Annotated in this window: 25 protein-coding genes, 1 pseudogene and 1 riboswitch; of the genes and pseudogenes, 9 read left to right on the top strand and 17 right to left on the bottom strand. The window is 73.6% G+C overall.

Annotation, left to right across the window (positions count from 1 at the left end; translation table 11 throughout):
* Positions 1–9 precede the first annotated feature (9 nt).
* The 4 genes from JQX11_RS08805 to JQX11_RS08790 are packed head-to-tail and all read left to right on the top strand — an operon-like array spanning position 10 to position 4,105.
* Positions 10–1,365 carry an NtaA/DmoA family FMN-dependent monooxygenase gene (locus JQX11_RS08805; RefSeq protein ID WP_204924478.1) on the top strand — a complete coding sequence of 452 codons (1,356 nt, stop codon included), beginning with the start codon at positions 10–12 and terminating at the stop codon, positions 1,363–1,365.
* Positions 1,362–1,883, top strand: coding sequence for a GNAT family N-acetyltransferase (locus JQX11_RS08800; protein ID WP_204924477.1), 522 nt, complete (start codon positions 1,362–1,364; stop codon positions 1,881–1,883). The genes JQX11_RS08805 and JQX11_RS08800 overlap by 4 nt, the downstream gene beginning before the upstream one ends.
* On the top strand, positions 1,880–2,947 hold the full coding sequence (locus tag JQX11_RS08795) for an LLM class flavin-dependent oxidoreductase (protein WP_204924476.1): 1,068 nt from the start codon (positions 1,880–1,882) through the stop codon (positions 2,945–2,947). Before JQX11_RS08800 ends, JQX11_RS08795 begins: the two co-directional genes overlap by 4 nt.
* An 18-nt stretch (positions 2,948–2,965) precedes the next feature.
* A complete protein-coding gene (locus tag JQX11_RS08790; RefSeq protein WP_204924475.1) occupies positions 2,966–4,105 on the top strand; it encodes an LLM class flavin-dependent oxidoreductase in 1,140 nt (379 codons plus the stop codon).
* 67 nt (positions 4,106–4,172) lie between these two features.
* Here JQX11_RS08790 and JQX11_RS08785 read toward each other — a convergent pair whose 3' ends face one another.
* Positions 4,173–4,739 carry a hypothetical protein gene (locus JQX11_RS08785; RefSeq protein ID WP_204924474.1) on the bottom strand — a complete coding sequence of 189 codons (567 nt, stop codon included), beginning with the start codon at positions 4,737–4,739 and terminating at the stop codon, positions 4,173–4,175.
* A gap of 155 nt (positions 4,740–4,894) precedes the next feature.
* Here JQX11_RS08785 and JQX11_RS08780 point away from each other — a divergent pair, with 155 nt between their 5' ends.
* The gene (locus tag JQX11_RS08780; RefSeq protein ID WP_307826123.1) at positions 4,895–6,409 is read left to right on the top strand and encodes a PQQ-dependent sugar dehydrogenase; all 1,515 of its coding nucleotides are present in this window, start codon (positions 4,895–4,897) and stop codon (positions 6,407–6,409) included.
* A 113-nt stretch (positions 6,410–6,522) separates the two neighbouring features.
* The gene (locus JQX11_RS08775; RefSeq protein ID WP_204924473.1) at positions 6,523–8,226 is read left to right on the top strand and encodes an alpha/beta hydrolase family protein; all 1,704 of its coding nucleotides are present in this window, start codon (positions 6,523–6,525) and stop codon (positions 8,224–8,226) included.
* Between the two features lie 17 nt (positions 8,227–8,243).
* On the opposite strand, the gene JQX11_RS08770 is transcribed toward JQX11_RS08775, so the two are convergent.
* The 5 genes from JQX11_RS08770 to JQX11_RS08750 are packed head-to-tail and all read right to left on the bottom strand — an operon-like array spanning position 8,244 to position 13,958.
* On the bottom strand, positions 8,244–9,659 hold the full coding sequence (locus JQX11_RS08770) for a DUF6297 family protein (RefSeq protein WP_204924472.1): 1,416 nt from the start codon (positions 9,657–9,659) through the stop codon (positions 8,244–8,246).
* A 1-nt stretch (position 9,660) separates the two neighbouring features.
* On the bottom strand, positions 9,661–10,278 hold the full coding sequence (locus tag JQX11_RS08765) for an ABC transporter ATP-binding protein (RefSeq protein WP_204924471.1): 618 nt from the start codon (positions 10,276–10,278) through the stop codon (positions 9,661–9,663).
* Between the two features lie 58 nt (positions 10,279–10,336).
* Complete coding sequence (locus JQX11_RS08760) at positions 10,337–11,230, bottom strand: carbohydrate ABC transporter permease (RefSeq protein ID WP_307826122.1); 894 nt, start codon at positions 11,228–11,230, stop codon at positions 10,337–10,339.
* 26 nt (positions 11,231–11,256) lie between these two features.
* Complete coding sequence (locus JQX11_RS08755; protein WP_204924469.1) at positions 11,257–12,282, bottom strand: ABC transporter permease; 1,026 nt, start codon at positions 12,280–12,282, stop codon at positions 11,257–11,259.
* Entirely contained in the window at positions 12,279–13,958 is a 1,680-nt protein-coding gene (locus tag JQX11_RS08750; RefSeq protein ID WP_204924468.1) for an extracellular solute-binding protein, read from the bottom strand. Before JQX11_RS08750 ends, JQX11_RS08755 begins: the two co-directional genes overlap by 4 nt.
* A 219-nt stretch (positions 13,959–14,177) precedes the next feature.
* Here JQX11_RS08750 and JQX11_RS08745 point away from each other — a divergent pair, with 219 nt between their 5' ends.
* Positions 14,178–14,708 carry a P-loop NTPase family protein gene (locus tag JQX11_RS08745; protein WP_204924467.1) on the top strand — a complete coding sequence of 177 codons (531 nt, stop codon included), beginning with the start codon at positions 14,178–14,180 and terminating at the stop codon, positions 14,706–14,708.
* Positions 14,709–14,735: 27 nt separating this feature from the next.
* On the opposite strand, the gene JQX11_RS08740 is transcribed toward JQX11_RS08745, so the two are convergent.
* The 3 genes from JQX11_RS08740 to JQX11_RS08730 all read right to left on the bottom strand — a co-directional run bounded on the left by JQX11_RS08740 (position 14,736) and on the right by JQX11_RS08730 (position 16,811).
* Positions 14,736–15,551, bottom strand: coding sequence for a hypothetical protein (locus JQX11_RS08740; protein ID WP_204924466.1), 816 nt, complete (start codon positions 15,549–15,551; stop codon positions 14,736–14,738).
* Positions 15,541–16,053: a sigma-70 family RNA polymerase sigma factor gene (locus tag JQX11_RS08735; protein ID WP_204924465.1), complete on the bottom strand. Its 513-nt coding sequence runs from the start codon at positions 16,051–16,053 to the stop codon at positions 15,541–15,543. Before JQX11_RS08735 ends, JQX11_RS08740 begins: the two co-directional genes overlap by 11 nt.
* A gap of 137 nt (positions 16,054–16,190) precedes the next feature.
* Positions 16,191–16,811, bottom strand: a complete 621-nt coding sequence (locus tag JQX11_RS08730) for a hypothetical protein (protein WP_204924464.1) — start codon at positions 16,809–16,811, stop codon at positions 16,191–16,193.
* A gap of 181 nt (positions 16,812–16,992) precedes the next feature.
* On the opposite strand from JQX11_RS08730, the gene JQX11_RS08725 reads away from it, so the two are divergent.
* On the top strand, positions 16,993–17,523 hold the full coding sequence (locus tag JQX11_RS08725) for a GNAT family N-acetyltransferase (RefSeq protein WP_204924463.1): 531 nt from the start codon (positions 16,993–16,995) through the stop codon (positions 17,521–17,523).
* Between the two features lie 105 nt (positions 17,524–17,628).
* Positions 17,629–18,243: a dihydrofolate reductase family protein gene (locus JQX11_RS08720; RefSeq protein WP_204924462.1), complete on the top strand. Its 615-nt coding sequence runs from the start codon at positions 17,629–17,631 to the stop codon at positions 18,241–18,243.
* Positions 18,244–18,294: 51 nt separating this feature from the next.
* Here JQX11_RS08720 and JQX11_RS08715 read toward each other — a convergent pair whose 3' ends face one another.
* The 8 genes and pseudogenes from JQX11_RS08715 to JQX11_RS08680 all read right to left on the bottom strand — a co-directional run bounded on the left by JQX11_RS08715 (position 18,295) and on the right by JQX11_RS08680 (position 23,868).
* Positions 18,295–19,056 (bottom strand): ankyrin repeat domain-containing protein, encoded by a 762-nt coding sequence (locus JQX11_RS08715; protein ID WP_204924461.1) that lies wholly within the window; start codon positions 19,054–19,056, stop codon positions 18,295–18,297.
* A gap of 240 nt (positions 19,057–19,296) precedes the next feature.
* Entirely contained in the window at positions 19,297–19,905 is a 609-nt protein-coding gene (locus tag JQX11_RS08710; protein WP_204924460.1) for a histidine phosphatase family protein, read from the bottom strand.
* Entirely contained in the window at positions 19,902–20,708 is an 807-nt protein-coding gene (locus JQX11_RS08705) for a CbtA family protein (RefSeq protein ID WP_204924459.1), read from the bottom strand. The genes JQX11_RS08710 and JQX11_RS08705 overlap by 4 nt, the downstream gene beginning before the upstream one ends.
* Positions 20,699–20,902 carry a CbtB domain-containing protein gene (locus JQX11_RS08700; protein WP_204924458.1) on the bottom strand — a complete coding sequence of 68 codons (204 nt, stop codon included), beginning with the start codon at positions 20,900–20,902 and terminating at the stop codon, positions 20,699–20,701. Before JQX11_RS08700 ends, JQX11_RS08705 begins: the two co-directional genes overlap by 10 nt.
* Positions 20,903–20,962: 60 nt before the next feature.
* A riboswitch (cobalamin riboswitch) is annotated at positions 20,963–21,031 on the bottom strand.
* 103 nt (positions 21,032–21,134) lie between these two features.
* Complete coding sequence (locus tag JQX11_RS08695; protein ID WP_204924457.1) at positions 21,135–21,392, bottom strand: hypothetical protein; 258 nt, start codon at positions 21,390–21,392, stop codon at positions 21,135–21,137.
* Between the two features lie 61 nt (positions 21,393–21,453).
* On the bottom strand, positions 21,454–22,023 hold the full coding sequence (locus JQX11_RS08690; protein WP_204924456.1) for a copper resistance CopC family protein: 570 nt from the start codon (positions 22,021–22,023) through the stop codon (positions 21,454–21,456).
* Positions 22,024–22,031: 8 nt separating this feature from the next.
* Positions 22,032–23,239 (bottom strand): annotated as a pseudogene (locus JQX11_RS08685) (Dyp-type peroxidase).
* A gap of 23 nt (positions 23,240–23,262) precedes the next feature.
* Positions 23,263–23,868: a copper chaperone PCu(A)C gene (locus JQX11_RS08680; protein ID WP_204924455.1), complete on the bottom strand. Its 606-nt coding sequence runs from the start codon at positions 23,866–23,868 to the stop codon at positions 23,263–23,265.
* Positions 23,869–23,969: the final 101 nt, after the last annotated feature.

Genomic DNA, 23,969 nt, shown 5'->3' with positions numbered 1-23,969 from the left:
AGAGGACCCATGCCCAAGCAGATCATCCTGGCCGCGCACTTCCCCGGCGTGAACAACACCACAGTGTGGAGCGACCCGGCCTCCGGCAGCCACATCGACTTCGCCTCCTTCGTCCACCTGGCCCGCACCGCCGAACGCGGCCGGTTCGACTTCTTCTTCCTGGCCGAGGGCCTGCGGCTGCGGGAACAGCGCGGCCGGATCCACGACCTGGACGTGGTGGGCCGGCCGGACACCCTCACCGTGCTGGCCGCGCTCGCCGCCGTCACCACCCACCTGGGGCTGGCCGGCACCCTGAACACCACCTTCCGGGAGCCGTACGAGCTGGCCCGGCAGCTGGCCACCCTGGACCACCTCAGCGGCGGACGGGCCGCCTGGAACGTGGTCACCACCTCCGACGCGTTCACCGGGGAGAACTTCCGCCGGGGCGGCTACCTCGACCGGTCGCTGCGCTACGAGCGGGCCGCCGAGTTCGTCCGGGTGGCCCGCCGGTTGTGGGAGTCGTGGCCGGCGGACGTCATCGTCGGTGACCGCGCCACCGGCAGGTACGTCCGTGAGGCCGGCCCGGGTGCCTTCGCCCACCACGGCGGGCAGTTCGACATTGCCGGGCACTTCACCGTGCCCCGCAGCCCGCAACTGCACCCGGTGATCCTGCAGGCCGGTGACTCGCCCGAGGGCCGGGAGTTCGCCGCGTCCAGCGCCGACGCCGTCTTCTCCCGGCACGGCACGCTGGCCGAGGGGCGGGAGTTCTACCGGGACGTGAAGGCCCGGCTGGCCCGGTACGGCCGCACCCCGGAGGACCTGAAGATCATTCCTGGGGCGACCTTCGTGCTCGGCGACACCGACGCCGAGGCGCAGGAACGGGCCCACCACATCCGTCGCCAGCAGGTCAGCCCGCAGACCGCGATCCTGCTGCTGGAGCAGCTGTGGAACCGGGACCTGTCCGGGTACGACCCGGACGGCCCGCTGCCGGCGGAGGACCCCGACGTCGACGCCGCCACGATCAGCCGGGGCCGGGCCGGCATGTACCCGGACCCGGTCGGCACCGCCCGGCGCTGGCGGGCGCTGGCGCAGGAGAAGGGGCTCGGGATCCGTGACCTGATCATCGAGGTCACCGGCCGGCAGTCGTTCGTCGGCACCCCGCAGCGGGTCGCCGAGCAGATGGACCACTTCGTGCAGTCCGACGCGGCCGACGGGTTCATCCTGGTGCCGCACCTGACCCCGGGCGGGCTCGACGAGTTCGTCGACCGGGTCGTCCCGCTGCTGCAGGAACGTGGCGTGTTCCGCACCGGGTACACCGGCACCACCCTGCGGGAGCATCTCGGCCTGCGGGCCGCCCGCCCGGTCACCCGGGTCGGTGCGGCGTGACCGCCGCGCAGGCGACTCCGGTCACCGTCTGCCGGCTGCGCCCGGACGACCCGGACGCGGTGGCCCTGCGGGCCGCGATGACCGGGGAGCTGCGCCAGCGGTACGCCGACCGGCCGTACGACCCGATCCACCTGCCCCCGGAACGGGTGTTCGCGCCGGGCTCGGTGGCCTGGACGGGGGTGGCCTACACCCCCGACGCCACCCCGGTCGGGCACGCCGCGCTGCGCTGGCACGGCTGCGACCTGGAACTCAAACGGATGTACGTGGCACCCGCCCACCGGGGGCGGGGCATCGCCGACCAGCTCCTGGACGCCGCCCGGGAGGCGGCCGGGCAGCTCGGCGCGGGCCGGATCGTCCTGCAGACAGGTGACCGTCAGCCCGACGCGGTCCGCCGCTACGAACGCGCCGGCTACCGGCCGATCGCGGTCTTCCCGCCGTACGATGCATTGCCCTACTCCCGGTGCTTCGCGCTGGTGATCCGGCCCGGCACCCGACGGAAGGCCCCGGTCCCGGCATGAAGGTCCTGCTGGTCACGCTGATCACCCACCTGCCCGACCCGGTCACCGGGCGACTGCGGAGCACCACCGGACGGTTCCGGGAGGTGGTCGACACCGCCGTGCTCGCCGAGGAACTCGGTTTCGACGGCTTCGGCGTCGGCGAACGCCACGAACGCCCCTTCATCTCCTCGGCACCGCCGGTGGTGCTCAGCCACATCGCGGCCCGGACCCACACCATCCGGCTGTTCACCGCGGTCACCACGCTGAGCCTGCTCGACCCGGTCCGCGCCTACGAGGACTACGCCACCCTCGACCACCTCTCCGACGGCCGGCTGGAACTGATCATCGGCAAGGGCAACGGCGCCGCCCAGGCCCGGCTCTTCGGCGTCACCGCCGAGGACCAGTGGGACCGCAGCCGGGAGGGCTACGAGCTGTTCCGCCGGCTCTGGCGGGAGGAGCGGGTCACCTGGTCGGGCCGGTACCGGCCGGCGTTGACCGAGGCCGAGACCTGGCCCCGCCCGTTGCAGGAGACCATCCGGATCTGGCACGGCAGCGCCACCAGCCGGGACTCGGTCGACCTGGCCGCCCGCCACGGCGACCCGATCTTCTCCGCCAACGTCGTCAACCCGATCGAGCCGTACGCGGAGCTGGTCCGGTACTACCGGCAACGGTGGGTGCACCACGGCCACGACCCGGCGGACGCCCTCGTCGGGGCCGGCACCGCCGGCTTCTACGCCGCCCGCACCTCACAGGAGGCGGTCGAGACGTACCGGCCGATCTTTGACGCCCGGGTCGCCGCGTCCCGCCGGCTCGGCGTGGAGCCGGTCTTCCCCACCATCGAGGACGCCGTGGCCCGCAGCTCCCTGCTGGTGGGCAGCCCGCAGCAGATCGTCGACAAGGTGCTGCGCCAGCACGGGCAGCTCGGCCACGAGGTGATGCACCTGCGGGCCGACCAGGACGGGCTGACCGCCGAGGCGCACCGGCGGAGCCTGGAGCTGTTCCAGGCGGAGGTGGCACCCGTGCTGCGCCGGGAGATCCCCAGCCGTCCCTTCCGTCCGCCGGCGTCCGCCGCCGCGCCGCTCTGAGCAGAAACGGGGTCACCCATGCCATCGACCGCGCTGTCCGTGCTCGACCTGTCGCCGGTGCCCGCCGGTGGCACCGTCGCCGACGCGCTGCGGCACACCGTCGACCTGGCCCGTCGGGTCGAGCAGTTCGGCTACCGCCGCTACTGGGTGGCCGAACACCACCTGGCCGCCGGGGTGGCCAGCGCCGCGCCGGCCGTGCTGATCGGGCAGGTCGCCGCAGCCACCAGCGTGCTGCGGGTCGGCTCCGGCGCGCTGCTGGTGGGGCACCGGACGGCCCTGTCGGTGGTGGAGGAGTTCGGCACCCTCGCCACCCTGCACCCGGGCCGCATCGACCTCGGCATCGGCCGGTCCGGACCGCCCCGCGCCGACGCCAGCGGCGCACCCGCCCCACCGCCGGCCGGCGCCCGGGTGGTCGACGGGCTGCTGATCCCCGCTCCGTTCTCCTACGCCCACCTCGCCGCCGCACCCCGGTACGCCCTCGCCACCGCGCTGCTGCACCAGGCCGGCGCGCGACCGCCCGGGTTCGCCGGGCAGCTCGACGACATCCTCGCGCTGCTGCGCGGCGACTACCGGGACGCCGACGGCCTCGACGCGCACGCCGTACCGGGGGAGGGGGCGGACCTGCAGGTGTGGCTGCTGGGCAGCAGCGGCGGGGAGAGCGCCCGACTCGCCGGGGCACGGGGCCTGCCGTTCGCCGCCAACTACCATGTCAGCCCGGCGACGGTGCTCGACGCGGTCACCGCGTACCGGGCGGCGTTCCGGCCGTCGGCGGTGCTGGCGAAGCCGTACGTGGTGGTCTCCGCCGACGTGGTCGTCGCCGACACCGACGCCGAGGCGCGTCGGCTGGCCACTCCGTACGGGCACTGGGTGCACAGCATCCGCAGCGGTGTGGGCGCGATCCCGTACCCGAGTCCCGAGCAGGCCGCCGCCCTGCCGTGGACCGACGCCGACCGGGAACTCGTCGCCGACCGGGTGGACACCCGGTTCGTCGGCGCGCCGGACACGGTCGCCGAGCGGCTGCGCACGCTGCGGGACGTCACCGACGCCGACGAACTGCTGGTCACCACGATCACCCACGACCACGCCGACCGGGTGCGGTCCTACCAGCTGCTGGCGAAGGAGTGGGCCCAGTCCGGCGACACCGGTCGGGCCCACTAGCGGGAGGCGTGCCCACCCCGGCCCGGCCGGCGGCACGGATCGGGGGTGTCCGGGTCGGGGTGGCGCGTCACGGCATCGTGCTGAGCAGCCCGACCTCGGGGCGCAGGACGCCGTCCTGGCCCAGCGACCGGAAGTCGGCCTCGACGGCGGCCCGATCCAGCCGGCCCGCCCGCACCGCGTGGTAGCGCACGACCGACCAGAGGAAGACGTCGAGGGTGTCGAAGCGGGTGCCGCCCTCGACGACCTCCTCCTCGTGGAACCAGAGGCCGACCTGCCCGCTGGCGAGGACCACGTGCAGGTTGCCGCCGCCGTCGGCGCCGATCGAGTAGACGTCGTCGTCGGTGAGCGTCGGCCGGTAGTCGGCGTCGAGGAGCTGGCAGTCGTTCCCGGCGAAGTCGAAGCCGTAGGACCAGTCGTGGATGTCGAGGAACTGGGGCATCCGGCCGGACCGGACCCGGCGGTCGAACGCCGCCAACGCCGTGGCGGCCGGCGGTGGCAGCCGGTCGAGCATCGGCGTCACCGGCCGGGCCGGGTCGGGCACGACGACCGGTGGGCGGTCGGCGAACCAGCGGGCGAGATCGGCGTCGAGGTCACGCTCGACGTAGCCGGTCAGGTCGTCAGGGGTGAGGGTCACCGGCGGATGCTAGCCGCTGCCCCCGACAGGCCCGCCGTGCCGGTCGGCGTCGGCGGGAGGGCCGCCGGCAGGATTCGGTTTCGTCCACCGCTGCGGCTTTCACCGAGGTCGGGATATATTGACGCAAGCCACTTACTGCTTCGGAGGTGCCCGACGTGAGAGTCCGTTCGATGGTGGTGGCGGCGGTCGTGGCGGGGCTGGCGGTCACCGGCGTCGGCACCGCCACGCTCGCCGGGGCCGCGCCGGCCGACCCGGCACCGGCCGCCACGACCCTGGCCGTCGGCGACTTCGACTTCACCCGCCCCCAGGTGGTCGCCACCGGCCTGACCGTGCCCTGGGGGATGGACTTCCTGCCCGACGGCAGCGCCCTGACCGCGTTGCGCAACTCCGGCCAGGTGGTGCGGGTCCGTCCCGGGCAGGCCCCGGAGCAGGTGGCGCAGATCTCCGGCGTGAACGCCAGCGGTGAGGGCGGCCTGCTCGGCCTCGCGGTCTCCCCCGGGTACGCCCAGGACGGCTACGTCTACGTCTACCTCACCACCACCACCGACAACCGGATCCTCCGGTTCCGGCTCAGCGCCCCGCAGAACCAGGAGCCGATCCTCACCGGCCTGGCCCGCTCCACCATCCACAACGGCGGGCGGATCGCCTTCGGCCCGGACGGGATGCTCTACGCCGGGGTCGGTGACGCGGGGCAGACCGCCAACGCGCAGAACCCGCAGAGCCGCAACGGCAAGATCCTCCGGATGCGGCCGGACGGGTCCGCGCCGTCGGACAACCCCACGGCCGGCTCCCTGGTCTACAGCCTCGGACACCGCAACGTGCAGGGCCTGACCTGGGACGCCCAGGGCCGGCTCTACGCCGCCGAGTTCGGGCAGAACACCTGGGACGAGGTCAACCTCATCGTGCCCGGCGGCAACTACGGCTGGCCCACGGTCGAGGGCCGGGCCAACGACCCCCGGTTCCGGGACCCGCTGCTGGTCTGGACGACCGCCGAGGCGTCCCCCAGCGGCGCGGCGGTCGCCGGCAACCGGCTCTTCGTCGCCGCCCTGCGCGGCACCCGGCTGTGGACCGTGCCGCTCACCGGCTCCGGCGGGGTCGGCACCCCGACCGCCGAGCTGACCGGCGCCTACGGCCGCCTGCGCACCGTCGAGTACGGGCCGGACGGCTGGCTCTGGGTCACCACCAGCAACCGGGACGGGCGTGGCACCCCGGCGTCGACCGACGACCGCATCCTGCGCTTCCCGCCGAAGGACACCACCCCGCCACCCACCACCCAGCCACCGACCACCCCGCCCCCGACGACGCCTCCGCCCACCACGCCTCCGCCCACCACGCCGCCGGGCACCCCGCCGCCCGTCTCCTGCCGGGTCGTCTGGCAGCCCAACCAGTGGAACGGCGGGTTCACCGCCGAGGTGTCGATCACCAACCTGGGATTCTCGGTCACCAGTTGGACGTTGACCTGGTCCTTCGCGGCCGACCAGCGGATCACCAACGCCTGGAACGCGCAGGTCACCCAGTCCGGCGCCGCCGTCACCGCCCGCAACGTCGCCTGGAACGGGAGCGTGCCGCAGAGCAGCACGGTCAGCTTCGGCGTCCAGGGCACCTCCGGCGCGAGCAACCCACGCCCGGCCGCGTTCCAGTTCAACGGGGGAGTCTGCCTGGTCCAGTGATCCACGACGGGGCCGGGGTACCCCGGACCGGCCCCGTCCGCCGTGCCACCCGGCCCGTCCGGGCGACGCGGTCGCGTCGTCGCCGACACACCGGCGTCGGTCGAACCGGGGCAATGTGCCGGATTCGCCGACGCCGGCCGTCGTTCCGGTGGAGCCTGCGAGAGACGCGATCGCGCACGGTGCGGCGGAACGGGGTGGTCTTGAATCGAAGGTTCGTCGGGCTGCTGCTGGTGACCAGCCTGGTGCCGATGATCGAGGCCACCGTGCTGGTCGCCCTCGGATTCCGGGCCGCCCAGGGCATCCCCCCGCAGCTTACCGCCCTGTGGCCGTACGACACCTACCACGACCTGCGGTGGCTCTACGTCTACCACCGGTCGTGGTGGGAGTTCGCGCTCTGGCTGACCTACGTGCTGGTCGCCCGGGGCCTGTTCACCACCGGCCTGGTGCGGCTGGCCTGGCCGGCCGGGGTGCCCCGGCCGTCACTGGGCTGGCTGCTGCGCCGCAACGTCGTGCTGGGCGTGCTGGTCGGCGGGTTCGTCGCGCCCTGGGCGGCGATCTCGGTGGCGGCGTCGGTGGTCGCCCTGTCCTGGGTGCTGCTGGCGTCGCTGCTGCCGATGTTCCTGCTCGCGCCGTTCCTGCAACGGGTGGCCGTGGTGGAGCACTGGTGGCGGGGGCTGCCGTCGATCTCGCTGGTCGGCTGGTCGCTGCTGAACTTCGTGGTGCTCACCGTGGCCGGCGCGCTGTGCTGGGCGGCGCCCGGCTGGTGGACGGTGCCGGTGGCCGGGGTGGCGGGGGCGCTCAACGGGGTGCTGTGGAACCGGACCGTCCGGGCGGCGCTGCTGCCCTCGCGGGTGCGCTGGGCCCGGGTGCCGGTGACCCCGCTGGCGGCGCTGCTGGCCGTCGCCGTTCCGCTGGTCATCCCGCCGGTGACGGAGCTGGTCCCGGGCAACGAGCAGTGGATCAGGACGGCGGTGCTGGAACGACCGCTGCCCGCCGCGGTCACCCACGCGGTGATCGTGCTCACCGGCTACGGCTCGGACTACGGCGGTGAGCAGCCGTCCGACCCCCGGGTGCAGCGCTTCTCCTACCGGGGGCTCGACTCCGACGGGAAGCCGCTCGCGTACCGGTCGGCGGACACCACCCGGTCGATGGCGGACAGCGTGGCGCTGCTCGCCCGGCAGGTGGAACTGCTGCGCCGGCGCACCGGACGGCGGGTGGCGCTGATCGGGGAGAGCGAGGGGGCGATGGTGGCCCGTACCTATCTGGCCCGGCGGCACGACGCGACGGTCGACATCCTCGTCATGTTCAGCCCGTTGATCTACGCCGGCCGGGCCTACTACCCGCCCCCGCACCACGACGAGGGCTGGGGGGTGGTCACCGGCTGGCAACTGCGGGTCATCTTCGGGCTCGCCGACGTCGGCGGCGGCCCGGACGAGCCGTTCATCCGGTCGTTGCTCGACGACGCGCCGTTCTACCGCAACCAGCTGATGTGTCCCGTACCGGGGGTCCGGATCGTCGCCTTCCTGCCCACCGCGACGGCCACCGAGGCGCCACCGGGGGAGTACAGCCGGATTCCGGTCTACCAGATCCCCGGCGTGCACGGTGGCCTGCTGGACCGCAGGCTGCTCCAGGAACGGTTGATCGACTTCCTGATCGGCAAGCCGATCGCGCGCACCCGGGCCGAGTACCCGCTGATGCAGAGCTTCGCCGCCGCCTGGCAGGCGCCGCCGCTGCCGATCGAGGCGAACCCGGCCTGGGCGGGCAACCGGCAACCCGACCCGGCGTTCACCGGGAAGGTCTGCCTGCCGGCCCGCTGAGCGCCAGGCCGCGACCGTCACCGGGCGAGCAGTTGAACGACCACCAGCACGGCGACCAGGTCCGGGCCGCGCAGCACCTGACGGACCAGGTCGACGGGCACCATCGCGAACGGGGTGTTCACCATCGCCCCGCCGTACCGCATGGCTGGGCGGGTGCCGGCCCAGAAGGCGGCCGTCACGACCCCGAGCAGCAGCACCGCGTCGAGCGGGACGGGCACCGGCCGCAGCGCCGGAAGGGTGGCCAGATACCACACGGTGGCGCCGACACCCGGCACGACGAGGTGCGTCAGCCGCAACAGGGCGTCGTTGCCGCCGATGGACCGCCGCAGGCCCGGTGCGCGACTGACCGCGCGGAGCCCGCCGGTGAGCCCGCCCGTCGCCAGGTACGCCAGCACCAGGTGCGCGGGACCCGCGATCGACGGCAGCGCCACCGCGACGGCGTACATGGTCAGCAGCGCCCCGACCCAGCCGACGAGGGCACCCCGGCGGCGCGACAGCCGGCGTACCTCCGCCTGGAGCAGCACCCGCAACCGACCACCGGCACGGAAGGGCCGCCCGCGCACCAGGCCGATCCCGCGCCACCGGCGGCTCTCCACCAGCGCGGCGAGCAGCGACGGATCCAGCAGCACGGCGGCGGTGGTGGCGGCGTTGGCGAACTGCGCGCCCGTGGTCAGCGCCGCCCGGTCCACCCGGGGCAGGCGCCGGTACGCGTCGACGGTCGACGCCATCGCGACCGGCAGCAGCACCAGGCCGACGACGGGGGTGAGCGGCACCGGCGGCAGCGGGAGGGACCACCCGGCGGCGTGCCCGAGCACCACCAGCACCGCGATCGTCGCCCCGGCGGCGGACAGACCGACGCCGAGCCGTCCCGCCCAGCGGGGTGTGGGGCGGACGCTCTGGGCGACGACGGCCCAGCCGGTCGCGGTGGCCCCGCAGGTGAGGCCGGCCAACGCCGCCCAGCCCAGGTCGACAGGGCGGTCGGGGCCACCGGCGTACGCGGCTGCCACCGCCAGCAGCCCGACACCGATGGTGCCGCCGCCGACCAGGCCACCGAACCGGGGGAGCAGCCACGCCCGGCGGTCCACCGGTGAGCTGACCAACCAGGTCTGCGCGGCCGGGGTGACCAGCAGCGGCCCGGTCAGCCGCAGGCCCCACCAGGCGAGCCCGGCCCCTGCCGTCACCGCGGCGACGGCGATCCAGTACCTGTCGCCCGGGTCGGTCCGGGTCACCTGCGGGGCCGCCAGGTGGTCGCGGATCGCGGCGACCGCGAACCAGCCGTACAGGGCGACGAACAGGACCACGACGTAGGCGTCGGTGAGCACCTCGCCCAGCGAACCGGGATGGTGGCGGCGCCGGGCCCGTCGCAGCCGGGCCCGCAGCTGCCGGGGCGTGGGCCCCACCACCGCCGGCGGGAAGGTCCTGGTCGACGTCACCTCAACCGCCGATCTCGATCCGCCGGTCGGCGACCGCGTCGATCAGTTCGGTGTCGTGCGACGCCATCAGCACCGCCGTGCCGGCCGCCTTCTCCCGCAGCAGCCGCTGCGCCAGCCAGGCCCGGCCCCGGACGTCGAGGCGCTGCTCAGGCTCGTCGAGGACGAGCAACCGGCGCGGGCGCACGAAGCAGGAGGCGAGGGCGAGACGGCGGCGCTGCCCGCTGGACAGCGTCGCCGGAAGCTGGTCGCGGGCCGGTTCGAGAGCCAGCTCGGCGAGGACCTCCGCGACGGGTCCGGCGGTGCCACCGTGGGCGTAGGCGAGTAGTTCGAGGTGTTCCACGACGGACAGGTCGGGAAAGAAGTCGATGTCGTCGAGGGCGGCGGCGACCGCCGCCCGGACCCGGGGGTCGGTCTCGTCGCAGCGGCGGCCGTCGAGCAGGACCTCACCCTCGTCCGGACGGTCCGCCCCGACGACGCAGCGCAGCAGGGTGGTCTTGCCGGAGCCGTTGGGCCCGACGACGACGGCGACCTGACCCGCGTCGAGTTGGAAACGTACGTCGTCGAGGACGACCAGCGCGCCGAACCGGCGGGTCAGCCCGCGTACGGCAAGTGTGCTCACGAACGCCCACTGTCGCACGCGGGCCGGCACCCCCGCCGACCCGGTCCCGCCGCAGCGGTCAGCCCTTCACGGCGCCGATCAGCACGCCCTTGATGAAGTGCCGCTGGATGAACGGGTAGACCGCGACGATCGGGGCGACAGTGAGCACCACCACCGCCATCTTGATCGCCTCGGTCGGTGGCATGGACACCCCGGTGGTGCCGCCGGAGGTGTGCGGGGCCTGGCCGGCCAGCAGGTAGCTCTGCAGCACCCGCTGGATCGGGTACATGTCGTTGCGGTCGATGAACAGCAGCGCGTCGAACCAGACGTTCCAGTAGCTCACCGCGTAGAACAGCCCCACCACGGCGATGACCGCCCGGGACAACGGCAGCACGATCCGCACCAGGGTACGGAAGTGGCTGGCCCCGTCGACCCGGGCGCTGTCCAACAGCTCCTGCGGGATGCCCTGGAAGAAGCCCCGCACCACGACCAGGTTGAACACGCTGATCGCCGGCGGCAGGATCAGCGCCCAGATGGTGTCCTTGAGACCGAGCCCGGTCACCACCAGGTACTTCGGCACCAGCGGCGGGTAGACCAGGAACGGGACCAGGAAGTAGACCAGCAGCCAGCGGTAGCCGACCGAACGCGGCTGGGACAGCCCGTACGCGGCCAGCACGGTCACGGTCAACGCCAGCGCGCTGCCGATGACGGTGACCAGCGTGCTGATCCACAGCGCCCGGGTGACCGCCCCACCGGCGAAGATCGTCTCGTAGGCCGCGGTGTCGATGCCCCGGGGGACGACCACGAGGCCGCCGGCCTCGGCGAGGGCCTCCCGGGAGGACAGGCTGGTCACCAGGATCACCCAGAGCGGGAAGAGCACGCTGAGCACGAGCAGGGCCAGGAAGGCGGCCTTGAGTCCCTGGCCGATCCGGGTCGGTGGCTCCTCCCACACCGGCCGGCGGTCGCGCCCCACGCGGGCCCTCCGTGCGACAGTCGTGGTCATTTCGAGTAGATCCCCCGTTCGCCGAGCATGTGCGCGACCCGGTTAGCGGCCAGGATCAGGCCGAGCCCGATCGCCGCCTTGAACAGGCCGGCCGCCGCGCCGTAGCCGTAGTTCCCGGTGGCGATGGAGAAGTGGTAGACGAAGGTGTCGAGCACCTCGGCGGCCTGCCGGCCCACCGCGTCGCGTTGCAGCAGGAACTGTTCGAAGCCGACCGAGAGCGCGTCGCCCAGCCGCAGGATGAGCAGCAGCACGATCACCGGGCGCAGGCCGGGCAGGGTGATGTGCCACAGCCGCCGCCACCGGCCGGCGCCGTCGGCCGCCGCCGCCTCGTAGAGGCTGGGGTCGATGGTGGACAGCGCGGCGAGGAAGACGATGGTGCCCCAGCCGACGTCCTTCCAGACCGCCTCGGCGGTCACCAGGATGATGAACGTGTCCGGGTTGGTCATCACGTTCCACGGCTGCATGCCGGCCTCGCGCATGGTCTGCGCGAGCAGGCCGGCGCCGCCGAGCATGGCGACGAAGAAGCTGACCACGAGCACCCAGCTGAAGAAGTGCGGCAGGTAGACGACGGTCTGCACGAAGGTGCGCCACCGGGTGGACAGCAGGTTGTGCAGCATGATCGCCAGGAAGATCGGCAGCGGGAAGAAGAAGACCAGCTGGAACGCGGTGATGGCCAGGGTGTTGCGCAGCGCGTCCCAGAACGCCGAGTCCTCGAACAACAGCTGGAACTGCCCGAAGCCGATCCAGTTGCTGTTCGCGAACGCCTGCAACGGGTTGTCCCCCAGGTAGGGGTTGTAGTCCTGGAAGGCGATGACGTTGCCCAGGATCGGCAGGTAGCTGAAGACCAGCAGGACGAGGAACCCGGGCGTCACCATGAGCAGCAGCTGCCAGTCCCGGGTGAGCCGGGTGCGCAGCGGCACCCGGCGACGGCGGGCGGGGCGGCGCCCGCGTGGCGTCCCGGTGGGGCCGTCGGGCCGGGTCCGGTCGGACCCGGCCACGACGGTGGTGTCGCGAGTGGTCATCGCCCGGCCTTGGGCAGGGACTTGGCGAGCAGTTCCCGCGCTTCCTCGCCCCCGTTGGCCTTCCACTCCTGCACGATGGCGTCGGCGTCGGAGAGCGGCCGGCGACCGCGCAGCACGTCGGTGAACTTGTCCTCGGTGGGCACCTGGTTGGCCTTGTACGCGGCCGGCATCTCCAGCTTCACCCCGTCCCAGGGGTCCTTCTCCAGGTACTTCACCATGTTGTTGGAGTAGGTCAGGAGGTCCGGCACGTAGTTCGGGGTCTCCGGGTACGGACCGATGGTGGGGTTGCGCCCGCTGATGAAGAAGTACTGGTTGGCGATCTCCTTGAACGCCAGGTCGGTCTTGACCGGCCCGTTCGGCGTGCTGGCGTGGTGCTTGCCCGCCACTCCGTAGTCACGCAGCTGCGCCTCCTGCGAGCCCAGCGGCGCGGAGCACCAGTTCATGATCCGCAGCAGCTCCTCGACCCGCTCCTTGCCGAGTCCCTTCTTGACGAAGGTGAAGGAGATCGGCTCGTCGTCGCCCCAGACCAGGGGGTCGCCGCCGGTGGCGGAGAAGATCGGCACCGGCTGGATGTTCAGCTTGGGGTTGACCTTCTGGTGTTCGGCCTGGGCACCCTGCCAGAAGCCCACCCCGTTGCGGGTGAAGACGATCGCGCCGTTCTTGGCGAACAGTTGGGCGCTGTCCGCGCCCTTGCTGGCGATGATCTCGGGGTGGACCAGACCGTCCTTGTAGATCTTGGCCATCACCTCGAGGGCCTGCCGGTACTCCGGGGTCTCGTACTTGAACTCCGGGGTCCCGTCGGCCTTGAGCCGCCAGCCCTGCTTGGAGGCCGGCACCTTGTGGTACATCTGGATCATGTCGAAGACGTTGTCGAACGCCCACACCTTCTTGGCCGGGTCGGTGACCTGCTTGGCCACGGTGAGCAGGTCGTCGAGCGACGCCGGCACCGTCAGCCCGCGTGCGTCGAGCAGGTCCTTGCGGGTGAACAACGCCCAGGGGAACGGCCCGTCGGTCGGGTTGGGCACGGCCATCAGCCGCTCGTTCCACAGCGAGTTGCGCCAGGCGCCGGTGGGGAACGAGGCCAGCATCGGGTACGCGTTGGCCGCGTCGCCCTTGAGGTAGTCGGTGAGGTCCTCGAAGAGCACCTTGATCGCCTCGGAGAAGCGCGGGATCTTCTGCACCTCCCAACCCGGCACGCAGAGCAGCTCCGGGACGTCCCGCGCGCCGAGCATCGCGTTGAGCTTGTCGGCGTAGGTGTTGCCGTCCTGGATGGTGAAGTTGACCGGCGTGCCCAGCTCCGCGTTGACCGCCTGGAGGTAGGCGTTCTGGGCCACCCCGGGCGGGGCCGGACCCCAGGCCGGGGTCATCGCGGTGATCTCCTTGCCGCTGGAGCCCGGCCGCTCGGTGATCGCGTCGACCAGTGAGGTCGGGTACTTCGTGTAGCCGTCGGGCACCGGCCGGGTGCCGATGATGTCGGGCTTGATGCTCTGGGCGAGGTCCTTGCGCGTCGGCAGCAGGTTGGCGTAGGTGTCCAGGTTCTGCGCGGCGCCGGAGCCGGCCGGCTTCTCGGAGCACCCGGCGAGCAGGGGGCCGCCGGCGATGGCGGCCGTGCCGAGGCCGACCAGGCCGAGGAAGTGGCGGCGCGAGGCCTTCGAGCCGGGTTGCTGGGGTGTCATCGGTCCCCCCTTGGAAAGGGCTGGTGGTGGATTCGCAGGTGGAAGTGCAACTAGTTGGTCTGGATGTTAAACAAACTAATGGACGGCGGGAGATTCCGACAAGAGGCATCGACGCCCGCCGTGCCGACCGACGCCCGGCCACCCGCGCCCGGCGACCGTCGCGCCGGACCGCCCCGGGCGCACCGTGCGGACCCCGTACCCGCTGCGTAGGCTGCCCGGATGAGCGCACCGTCCCGCATCCTGGTCTACGGGGTGTACGGCGCGGGCAAGTCCACACTCGCCGCGCGGCTGGCCGACCGGCTGGGACTGCCCTGGCACCCCGTCGACGACCTGCTGTGGCTGCCCGGCTGGGTCGAGGTGCCGGTGGCCCAGCAACGCGACCGGATCACGCAGATCTGCCGGGGCGAACAGTGGATCATCGACGGGGCCTACCACGGGTGGCGGGACGTGCCGCTGGCCCGTGCCGACCTGGTCGTCGCCCTCGACTACCCGCGCTGGCGGTCCTTCGGGCGGTTGCTGCGCCGCACCGTCAGCCGGTTGGTGACCGGCGAGGTGATCTGCAACGGCAACCGGGAGACGCTGCGCAGCGTACTGTCCCGGGACTCGATCCTGGTCTGGCACGTCGGCGCGTTCGGCCGGGCCCGCCGCCGGATGCGGACCTGGCAGGCCGACCCCACCGGACCGCCCGTGCTGCGCTTCGACTCCCCGACGGAACTGGACCGCTGGGTGGCCGGCCTGCCCCGGCGGTGAGCGCGGCCCACCCGCGCCCCCCGGGGGTCAGCCCTGCGGCGCGGGGCCGTTGTCGACGAACCGGAACACGGTGGTCAGCGGGGCGTCGCCCAGTTCCTCGAGGATCAGCCCGCGACGGCTGGAGAACTGGAGGTACGCCGAGTTGTTGCTGATGGCGTAGGTCCGCTGACCGCCGGCCGTGCCGTCGACGGCGATCGAGAACAGCTGCCGTGGCTCCGTCGGCGCGCACGGGGCCCCTGCCACGGTGAGCGGCTGGGAACCCGACGACCGGACCTGCCAGCAGGCCAGGTCACCGTCGGCGTCCGGTTCGGCGGTGCGAACCAGGTAGGTGCCGGAACCCTGGGGCACGAAGACGAACAGCGACCGGCCCTCGTCGCCGTCGACCTCACCGAGACGGCCGTCGTCGAGCAGGGACACCGCACCCTCCGCGGCTGCCGACCGGACCAGGGCGAACCGGCGCTGCCCGAGCCGCAACGGATCGGCGGATGCCGAACCCTGCGGCGTGCTCGGTGTGGCACCCGTCGCGCCGGACGTCGGCCCGCCGGTGGCCGGGGTACGCGGAGTCGGCCCGGTGGACGGGGTCGCCGTGGGGGGCGTCGACGTCGTGGCGGGCGGACCGACGGGCACGGTGGCCTGCGGCGGCCCCGCCAGACGGGCCACGGCGAAACCGGCCCCCAGCGCCCCCAGCACGACGACCCCCACCGCGGCCGTCGCGACGTGCCGCTGCCGACGCCTGCGGTCGCCCCGCCGACGGACCTCGGCGACCGTGGCGAGCCGACCGGTCTGCCCGGCGTGCCGGGCCAGCCCCCGCAGGGCGTCGTCGAGCATGTCGTCAGACCCCATGGCCCCTCCCCGCCGTCGTCTGGTGTTCGTCCCCGCTCAGGTACCCGGCCAGGCCCCGGCGGCCCCGGGCCAGCCGGGTCTTGACGGTGTTCGGATTCGCCCGGGTCTCCACGGCGATCTCGGCCACGCTGAGGCCGACCAGATGGTGCAGCACGATGGCCCGGCGCTGCTCGCTGGGGATGCGCCGCAACGCCTCGACCAGCACGACATGATCGACCGAGACGGCATCGACCTGCTGGGCGACCGCCTCCCGGCGGTGGGCCCGCACCCGGTTCACCGTCTTGCGCCAGGCGCTCACCGCGATCCGGAACGCCACCTTGCGCACCCACGCCTCGGGGCTGTCGCACTCCCGCACCGTCGACCAGCGGCTCCAGGCGCGGGCGTACGCCTCGGCCACCGCGTCCTCGGCCTCGGTACGGCTGCCGACCATCGCGTACACCTGCCCCAGCACCCGCTGGGCCGACGAGGCGTAGAACGCGTCGAACTCCTCGGCGTCACGCATCGATCACGCTCTCCACCCACCCGCTCGCCTCTGGTCCCGTCCCCGCCTGCGGGCAGCCCGCCCCGCCCGCCCCTGTCACACCCCATTCCGGTCGGATCGGCCTGGGCACGGCCCCGGCCGACCCGACCGACCCCTCGTCACCGACCGGCCGGTGCCGGCCCGTTGTCGGTGAACCGGAAACTGCTCGTCGGCGGGGCGTCACCCAACTCCTCGAGGATGAGGCCGGAACGCGCGGAGGTCCGCAGGAACGCCCCGGCGCTGCTGATCAGGTACGACGGCGTGCTGCCGGCCGCCGCGAAGATCTCGAACTGCTGGCGCGCGTCGTCGGTCCGGCAGGTGGCGGCCTGCACCACCAGCGGCTGGCTGTTGCCCGGATTATGCACCCGCCAGCACAGCGGACCGGCACTGGTCCGGGCGTACGACTTGATCAGGTACTTCCCACCGCCCAGCGGGGTCGGCACGAACAGCTGCCGCCCCTGGTCGTCGTCGACCTCGGCCAACCGTCCGGAGTCGGTCAGCGACAGGCCGCCCTCGAACGAACCGACCCGGACGATCGTGTACTGCCGGGTGCCGGTGAACCCGCGCGGGGCGGAACTCTTCTGCGGCGGGGTGGCGGACAGCCCCACCGCCACGGCCGCCGGCTTGCGCTGCGGCTCGGCCACAGGCGCGTCGGCACCGTGCCGAGCCTGGGCGCAGGCCGCCATCGTGCCGGTCAGGGCCAGCAACCCGACGCCCGCGAGCCATCGTTTCGTCGACATCGTCCGCTCCTTCTGGTGGGGGATCGCGATCGGCGTACCGGCCCGGTGGTCGCCGCCGGTACCCGACTCACCCCTCAGGACGTCCGGAACCGCCCCCGGGTTTCACCACCCGCCACGATCTTTTTCCGCCACCGGCGACCGGACCGCGGCATCCCTCGTCCGGCGGGAGTACCTTCGGCGGATGCCCGACCTGGTCGCCCCCACCGCCCGGCTGCGTGCCGCATGGCAGGAAGCGCACGCGGAGTGGGGGCCGGGGCAGCACGAGGACGGTTTCGGACTGCACCCCTGCGACGACGTGGACTCGCCGGCCGGGTTCGCAGCGTGGCTGGCACGACTGACGCCGCCGTCGGACCGGACCGTGGCCCCCGACGACACCTGCGCGTACCGCTGGATCGTCGAGCGGGAGCCGGGGCGGGTACGGGTGCTCGGCGGGATCACCCTGCGGCCCGACTGCGACGAGCAGGCACCCTGGGCCGGCCACCTCGGGTACGGCATCCGCCCCTCCGCCCGCCGCCGGGGGCTGGCCACCTGGGCGGTACGACGGATGATGGACGAGGCGCGACTACTAGGGCGGGAACGGCTGCTGGTCATCTGCGCGACCGACAACGTCGCCTCCGCACGGACGATCGAGCGGTGCGGCGGCCTCTTCGAAGGCATCGGGGACACCCGGTTCGGCCCCACCCGACGCTACCGGCTCCCCCTGCGGGGGTAGGACCCGTTCACGACGGGCCGGACCGGTGACCGGGATGGGCCTTGTCCGATCCACGAGTTTGGCATGCTGGGCCGGTCCGGTTACCGACCCGAAGGGACCCTTCCGATGGCAAAGGTCATCTCCACGCTGTTCATCTCGGCCGACGGCGTGGCCGAGATCGACCCAGACTGGCACTTCCCGTACTTCGACGACAACATGGGGCGGGCCGTCAGCGCGGACTACGACGCCGCCGACGTGCTGCTGTTCGGCCGGGAGACCTACGACAGCTTCGCCGGGGCGTGGCCCGACCGGGAGGCCGCCGGTGGCGACGACGCCCCCTTCGCCAAGCAGCTCGGCGACCTGCGCAAGGTGGTCGTCACGCGGCAGGCGAGGGAGCTGCCCTGGCGTAACTCCGAGGTCCTGGACGGCGACCTCGTCGACGTGGTCACCGCGCTGCGCGACGACCCCGGTGTCGGCGGCGTCCTCATCCCCGGCTCGATCTCCGTGGTGCAGCAACTGCTCGCCGCCGGGCTCGTCGACGAACTGCGGCTGCTGGTGCACCCGGTGGCGGCGCGCAAGGGCCGCAGGCTGTTCGACGACGGGGACACCCCGTACCACCTGCGGGTGACCACGACCGAGGTGTACCCGACCGGGGTGATCCGGGTGATCTACGCGCCGACCGACGCGCCGGCGGCGGCCGGCTACGACGACGCCAAGGAGCAGTTGGCCGCCGGGGAGTAGCCCCTGCCGGCGGAGCCGTCCCGTCGTGACGCGTGGTGGGTGGGTCCCGGGTCAGCCGGTGGCGTCGGGCGGGCCCAGCTCGGCGGCGGTGACGGCGCCCCGCGCCCGCAGCCAGCCGACCAGTTCGGTGGCGCCGCGCCGGACGGCCGCGTCCAGGGCGGTACGGTGCTCCCACGGCGGCACCCGGTTGAGCCGCGCGCCGCGCGTCCACAGGTACCCGGCGCAGGACTGCCGCCCGCCGTGGCAGGCACCCCAGAACGCCCAGTCGATCTCGTCGGTCGACGGCACGTCGTCGCCGGTGCAGGCCCGCTGCACCCGGTCGTGCAGGCCGAGCGTCGCCGCGTCGACGAGGGTGGTGCGGGCTCCCCGGACGACCAGCCGGTATGCCGCCCGCCACTGGGCGAAGGCCCGCGCGTTCGACAGCGGCGTGCCGTCGGCGATCACGCTGCCGGGAGCTTCGATGTCGGCACCGGCGTCCAGCAGGGCGTCGACGACGTCCACGTCGTCGCAGCTGGCCGCCCAGTGCAGCGGGGTCTCCCGGTGCGGCCCGGCGAACCGGGCGTCGACGTCGGCACCGGCGGCGACCAGCGCGGCGACGGTGTCGGCACCGCGCGGGAACCGGCCCGGCCAGTCGGTGACCACGTGCAGCAGGGTACGAACCCCGCCGACCCGGTCGACGATGCGTCCGGCGGCCAACCCCGGGTGTGCGCCGAGCAGCGACCGCAGTCGGGTCAGGTCACCGTCGCGGATCGCCCCGCTCACCGCGACCGCCAGCGGATCGTCGGCAGCGAGCAGCGGCGGATCACCGGTCATCTGCGCGACCCTACCCGTCGCCGCCCCACAGCCGGCTGCTGTGCCCTGCCGCCCGGGCACGTCGGGGTCAGTCCGTCACCGGCCAGCCGGCGGGCGAGTACGGCGGGCTGCGCCGAGTCCGGGCCGCCGGCCGCCCAGCTGCCGACGGCGACGCGGAAACGGTCCTGTTCCGGCACCCGTCGAGTCTCGCCACCACCCGGGGAGCACCGCCACCGGATTCGGCGCAGGCGGACCGGTAGGTCATCGCTGCGGCGAGTCGTGCGGCCCGAGAGGCGCGGTGAACCGGAGCTGCCAGCGGGGGCCGTACCGGCTGAGGCGCACCACCGCCAGGGGGGTGACGTCCAGCCGGGGCAGGGCGGCCATCGGCAGGTCGAGTGCGTGCACGATCGCCACCCGGACCACCATCGGATGGGTCACCGCGACGATCCGCCGGCCCGGCCCGGGCCGGGCGTCGAGCCAGGCGGCGACCCGGTCACGCAGCGCGGCCAGGGACTCCCCGCCGTGCGGTGCCGCCTCGGGCGTCGCCCACCACTGGAGCAGCGCCCCGGGCTCGCGCGCCCCGACGTCGGTCAGGCTGCGCCCGGCCCAGTCGGCGTAGTCGCAGTCGGCCAGCGCGGCCTCGACGGCGGGCCGTAACCCGAGGGCGTACGCGGTCTGCACCGCTGCGGTCGCCGGGCTGGTCAGGCAGGTGTCCACCGTGCCCAGTGGCCCGGTCCGCCCGTGACCGGCCAGGGCGAGGGCGGCCTGTCGACCGCCCTCGTCCAGGTCGTCGTCGCCCGCGCCGAACACCGCCCGTCGTAGCGCGCCGGTGTGGGCGTGGGCGACCAGCCGCAGGCTGGTCGAGGTCACGGGCGGGCCGGCGTGCCCTGACCGGTCAGTGGCTCGGCGGCCCGGTCGTCGGGGCGCGGGCCTGCGGGACGGGGGCTCATCAGGGCGCTGAACAGCAGACCGATGGCGACCCAGAGCACCACCTGGGTGCCGAGCGACGCCAGCCGGAAGTTCCACAGCAGCGTTGCCGGGAAGTCGTCCGGGACCTCCTGGAAGGACGGCAGGACGACGTACCCGACGCCGGCGACCAGGGCGAATCCGCCGAGTGCCGCGCCGTGGCGTTGCCAGGGCGGCGCGTCGGCGCGGACCGAACGGTAGCCCAGGGTGCCCGCCCAGACGGCCACCAGGCCGAGCACCACCAACGCCAGGTAGGCGACGGTGCGCTGGTCGATGGTGTCGGGGTTGCCGACCGCCGGGGGATTGGCCGGGTACTTCCCGAACGGCACGAGCACCACGCCGAGCAGGGCACCGCCCGCCAGCAGCAACGCCGACCGGCCGTCGTCGGCGGCGGCCGGGAAACGTCGGCGCAGCAGCACGAACGCGGTCGCGAGCAGGCCACCCATCGCCGTCCCGAACAGCCCGGTGGCCAGGAACAGCCCGAACCGCTGCCCGTCCCGGCCGACCAGGTCGTCGCCGTGGTGGTCGTCGGCCACCGGCCCGGTGTGGGTGGCGGCCTCCTCGATCGCGATGGCCGCGTCGATGCGCGGCTCACCGACGAGGTAGCCGAAACCGCCCGCGAGCAGGCCGGCGACGAGGCCGGCGAGGAGCCCGCGGATCAGGACGGTGACGAAGGTGGGTGGGTTGTGGGCAGGGGTCAGTGGCACGGGACACCGAGCAGGTGCCGGCCGTCGTGCATCAGCTCGTGCAGGAACATGCCGCTGCGCGAGACCGCACCCTGGTCGAACGCGACCAGGTAGGTGAGCAGCAGGAGTACGCCGACGACGGCCATGGCCGCCCACCACAGACGGGCGGACCCGACGGGGTGTACCAGCGGCTGGGCAGGAGTGGGACTCGACATGGGATTCGAACCTTCCCGGGGATGACGCGTCCCCATCGCAAGGCTGCGGACGACCGAGCGTCCTGGCTCGCGGACCCGTCGTCGACGGAACCGCTCACAGTGGCGCGACCGCGCCGGATTCCCACCGGCTTACCTCGCGACGCCGCAGATAGTGGTTCGACCGTAACGGCGCGACCCCCGGCCGGTCAATCGTCGCCTCGGGAATGTGACGTGCCGGCCGGGCGTCTGCGCGTCACCCGCCGGCCGGCACGGGGGAGTCGGGGGCGGTGTCCCGGCGGCGTCGCCGGGACACCACGCCCATCGCGGCGTCGACGACGAGGAAGGCGACGAGACCCGACCCGAGCAGGGACAGTGCCCAGCCGACCGCCGCCACCACCGGTACCCCGACGAGGACCGCCCGCCAGGGCAGGCCCCGGACGCCACCCCTGGGCGGCGCGGTGCCGGTGCGGGCCCGCCGGTCCGCCCGGGTGGGCCGGCGCTGCCACCACAACGGACGTCCTGGCGTGCGTCTGCGGACCGGGACCGCCTGCGGCGTACCGGCGAGGGCCGCCTCAGGGGCGTGACGATTGTCGTCGCCGCCGACGCAGCACGGCCGCCGCCGCCAGCAGGGCGACCACCACGCTGCCGGTGACGCCGACGACGGTGGCCCGGCCACCGCCGCGCCCCGGCGCGACCGCGGCGGCGGACGGGCCGGGCGGGTCGGGGGACGGCGCGGCGGCCGGACCGGCCGGGTCCGCCACGGTGAACGGGTACGACCCCTGCACCGGGTGCCCGTCGGCGGAGACCACCCGGTACGCGACGGTGTACCTCCCGTTGGGCAGGGGACCGGTCACCTGGACGTTTCCCGTCGCGCCGGAGACCACCGGATCGCCGGTGGGGACACGCCGTTTCGTCCCGTCGGTGAGCACGATGGTGGTGAGTGTCGGGTCGAGCCGCGCCATGAACTCCAGCGTGATCTCGGTGGGCGCGCGGGTCAGCGTCGCGTCCCGGGCCGGCGAGGCGGACCGCAGGCCGTTGTGCGCGCGGGCCGGCGTGGCGGCGACGAACAGGGTCAGGATGCCGGCCAGCAGTGCGGCGACGAACCGGCCGGCGGCCCGGCGCGACGGTGAGATGGTCGTCATCAGCCGGCTCAGCCCAGCACCTGCTGGCCGATCCACCCGTCGGGTGGGCAGCCGGGCGGGACGGCGAAGACGGCGGAGCCGATCGGCGTGGTCCACTCGTTGAGCAGGTCCCGGTCGGCGAGTCGACGTTGGATGGGCAGGAACTGGGCGGTGACGTCGGCCTGGTACGAGGCGAAGATCAGGCCACTGTCGGCGTGCCCCTGCGGGGAGGGCACACCGTCGTAGTTGTACGGGCGGCGCAGGATCCTCAACCGGTCGTCGGTGACGCGGGCCCGGGTGAGATGGGAGAAGTCGGGGATGACGGTGAGCCCGTCGTCGCCGACGGCGGCGAAGTCGGGTTCGTCGTGTTCACCGGTGCCGGTGAGCGGGGCGCCGGTGTCGAGCCGCCGGCCGACGGCCAGTTCCCGGTCGGTACGGCCGAGCAGGTCCCAGGTCTCCAGGTTCATGCTGATCCGGCGGACCACCAGGGTGGTGCTGTCGCGCAGCCAGTCCGGACCGTCGGGCACCCATACGGCGGTGTCCAACGCGCTGCCGGGACGGGGGTTGGCGGTGCCGTCGAGCTGGCCGAACAGGTTGCGTTGGGTGTGCCCGGCCGGCTCGACGCCGGGGCTGCGCCGGAAGCCCTGCTGCACCCATGCGACGGTGGCGAAGGGCCTGCTGTCCTTGACCAGCACCCGCTGGGCGTGTGCGACGGTGACCGCGTCGTCGGCGCAGATCTGCACCAGCAGGTCCCCACCGGACCAGGCCGGTCGGAGCCGGTCGATCCGCAACGCCGGCAGGTCGGCCACCGACGCCGGCCGCCGGTCGTCGACGCCCGCGGCCCGGTACAGGCCGGGGCCGAAACCGAAGGTCACGGTCAGCCGCGCCGGCAGCAGCCCGAGTTCGGCCTCGGTGTCGGCCAACGCCGGCCGGCCCTGGGTGAGCCGGGCCGCGTCGTCGCTGAGCAGCCGCAGCAGCGGCCCAGCGCCGCCCGGTCGGTGCCCGGTCGCAGGGTGAACGCGACGAACGCGGCGTGGGCCTGCGGTTCGGTGGCCACCCCCGCCTGCCGGGGCCCGTGGAACGGCTCGACCAGGCCCCCGACGGCCGCCACCGGACTCGGCTGCGGCGCGGCGGGCCCGCCGGTCGGCCCGTCCCGCCCGGCGACGACCACCGCACCGCCGGCCAGCGCGCCGCCTGCGGCCAGTGCCCCGCCGGCGAGCAGGCCGCGCCGGCTCACCGTACGCCCGTGCGGGTGTCCGGTCACGAGGTCGGGCCGGTCGTCGGCTGTCCACCCGGGGCCGGCTGACCGCTCATGGTCGGCTCGGGCGTGCCGTGGCCGGGGGCGTAGCTCTCCTGCGCCCCGGTGAACGGTTTGGCCACGGCGGTGAACTGCCGGGTCCGGCCGTCGGCGAAGGTGAGGGTCACGGTGACCTGGTCGCCGGCGCGCACCGGCCGGCGGAGGTCCATCAGCATCAGGTGGTCGCCGCCGGGCTCCAACACGTGGGTGCCCTTCGCCCTGATCACGACGCCGCCCTGCTTCTGCCGCATGACCATCGTGCCGTCCTTCATGGTCATCTCGTGCAGCTCCAGTACGGACACCTCGGTGGTGGCGCCGGTGAGCGTGACGTCGGCGTCGCTGTCGTTGACCAGGGTCCCGAAGGCCGCCGTCATGCCCTTGTCGGCCGCCTTCACCCACGGGTCCCGGATGGTGATGACCCCGGCGGACGCGCTCGCCGGTGCCGAGGCGCCCGACGGGGTGCCCGACGCCGGGTCGGCCGGGCCGCAGCCGGCGGTGCCGACGGCCAGCAGGGCGGCGAAGACGACTGACGCGCGTCGATTCGTGCCGAGTGGACCGGTGGGACGCATGGGTTTTTCCTCCGTTGTGCCGATGCTCTGTCCCGTTGGTCGGTCACCGGTCACCGAAAGTTCCGGCCGGTCGGGATCGTGCCCTTCCGGGTGACCGGGCC

Source organism: Micromonospora humida (genome assembly GCF_016901255.1).
Classification (GTDB): Bacteria; Actinomycetota; Actinomycetes; order Mycobacteriales; family Micromonosporaceae; genus Micromonospora; species Micromonospora wenchangensis.
This window is presented reverse-complemented; position numbering and strand designations above follow the sequence as displayed.

What these genes read in the sequence shown, in the direction of transcription:
- JQX11_RS08805 (WP_204924478.1), top strand. Translation starts at nt 10, where the DNA reads ATGCCCAAGCAGATCATCCTGGCCGCGCACTTCCCCGGCGTGAACAAC.
- JQX11_RS08795 (WP_204924476.1), top strand. Translation starts at nt 1,880, where the DNA reads ATGAAGGTCCTGCTGGTCACGCTGATCACCCACCTGCCCGACCCGGTC.
- JQX11_RS08790 (WP_204924475.1), top strand. Translation starts at nt 2,966, where the DNA reads ATGCCATCGACCGCGCTGTCCGTGCTCGACCTGTCGCCGGTGCCCGCC.
- JQX11_RS08775 (WP_204924473.1), top strand. Translation starts at nt 6,523, where the DNA reads ATGTGCCGGATTCGCCGACGCCGGCCGTCGTTCCGGTGGAGCCTGCGA.
- JQX11_RS08755 (WP_204924469.1), bottom strand. Translation starts at nt 12,282, where the DNA reads ATGACCACTCGCGACACCACCGTCGTGGCCGGGTCCGACCGGACCCGG.
- JQX11_RS08750 (WP_204924468.1), bottom strand. Translation starts at nt 13,958, where the DNA reads ATGACACCCCAGCAACCCGGCTCGAAGGCCTCGCGCCGCCACTTCCTC.
- JQX11_RS08745 (WP_204924467.1), top strand. Translation starts at nt 14,178, where the DNA reads ATGAGCGCACCGTCCCGCATCCTGGTCTACGGGGTGTACGGCGCGGGC.
- JQX11_RS08740 (WP_204924466.1), bottom strand. Translation starts at nt 15,551, where the DNA reads ATGGGGTCTGACGACATGCTCGACGACGCCCTGCGGGGGCTGGCCCGG.
- JQX11_RS08735 (WP_204924465.1), bottom strand. Translation starts at nt 16,053, where the DNA reads ATGCGTGACGCCGAGGAGTTCGACGCGTTCTACGCCTCGTCGGCCCAG.
- JQX11_RS08730 (WP_204924464.1), bottom strand. Translation starts at nt 16,811, where the DNA reads ATGTCGACGAAACGATGGCTCGCGGGCGTCGGGTTGCTGGCCCTGACC.
- JQX11_RS08725 (WP_204924463.1), top strand. Translation starts at nt 16,993, where the DNA reads ATGCCCGACCTGGTCGCCCCCACCGCCCGGCTGCGTGCCGCATGGCAG.
- JQX11_RS08720 (WP_204924462.1), top strand. Translation starts at nt 17,629, where the DNA reads ATGGCAAAGGTCATCTCCACGCTGTTCATCTCGGCCGACGGCGTGGCC.
- JQX11_RS08715 (WP_204924461.1), bottom strand. Translation starts at nt 19,056, where the DNA reads ATGACCGGTGATCCGCCGCTGCTCGCTGCCGACGATCCGCTGGCGGTC.
- JQX11_RS08700 (WP_204924458.1), bottom strand. Translation starts at nt 20,902, where the DNA reads ATGTCGAGTCCCACTCCTGCCCAGCCGCTGGTACACCCCGTCGGGTCC.
- JQX11_RS08690 (WP_204924456.1), bottom strand. Translation starts at nt 22,023, where the DNA reads ATGACGACCATCTCACCGTCGCGCCGGGCCGCCGGCCGGTTCGTCGCC.
- JQX11_RS08680 (WP_204924455.1), bottom strand. Translation starts at nt 23,868, where the DNA reads ATGCGTCCCACCGGTCCACTCGGCACGAATCGACGCGCGTCAGTCGTC.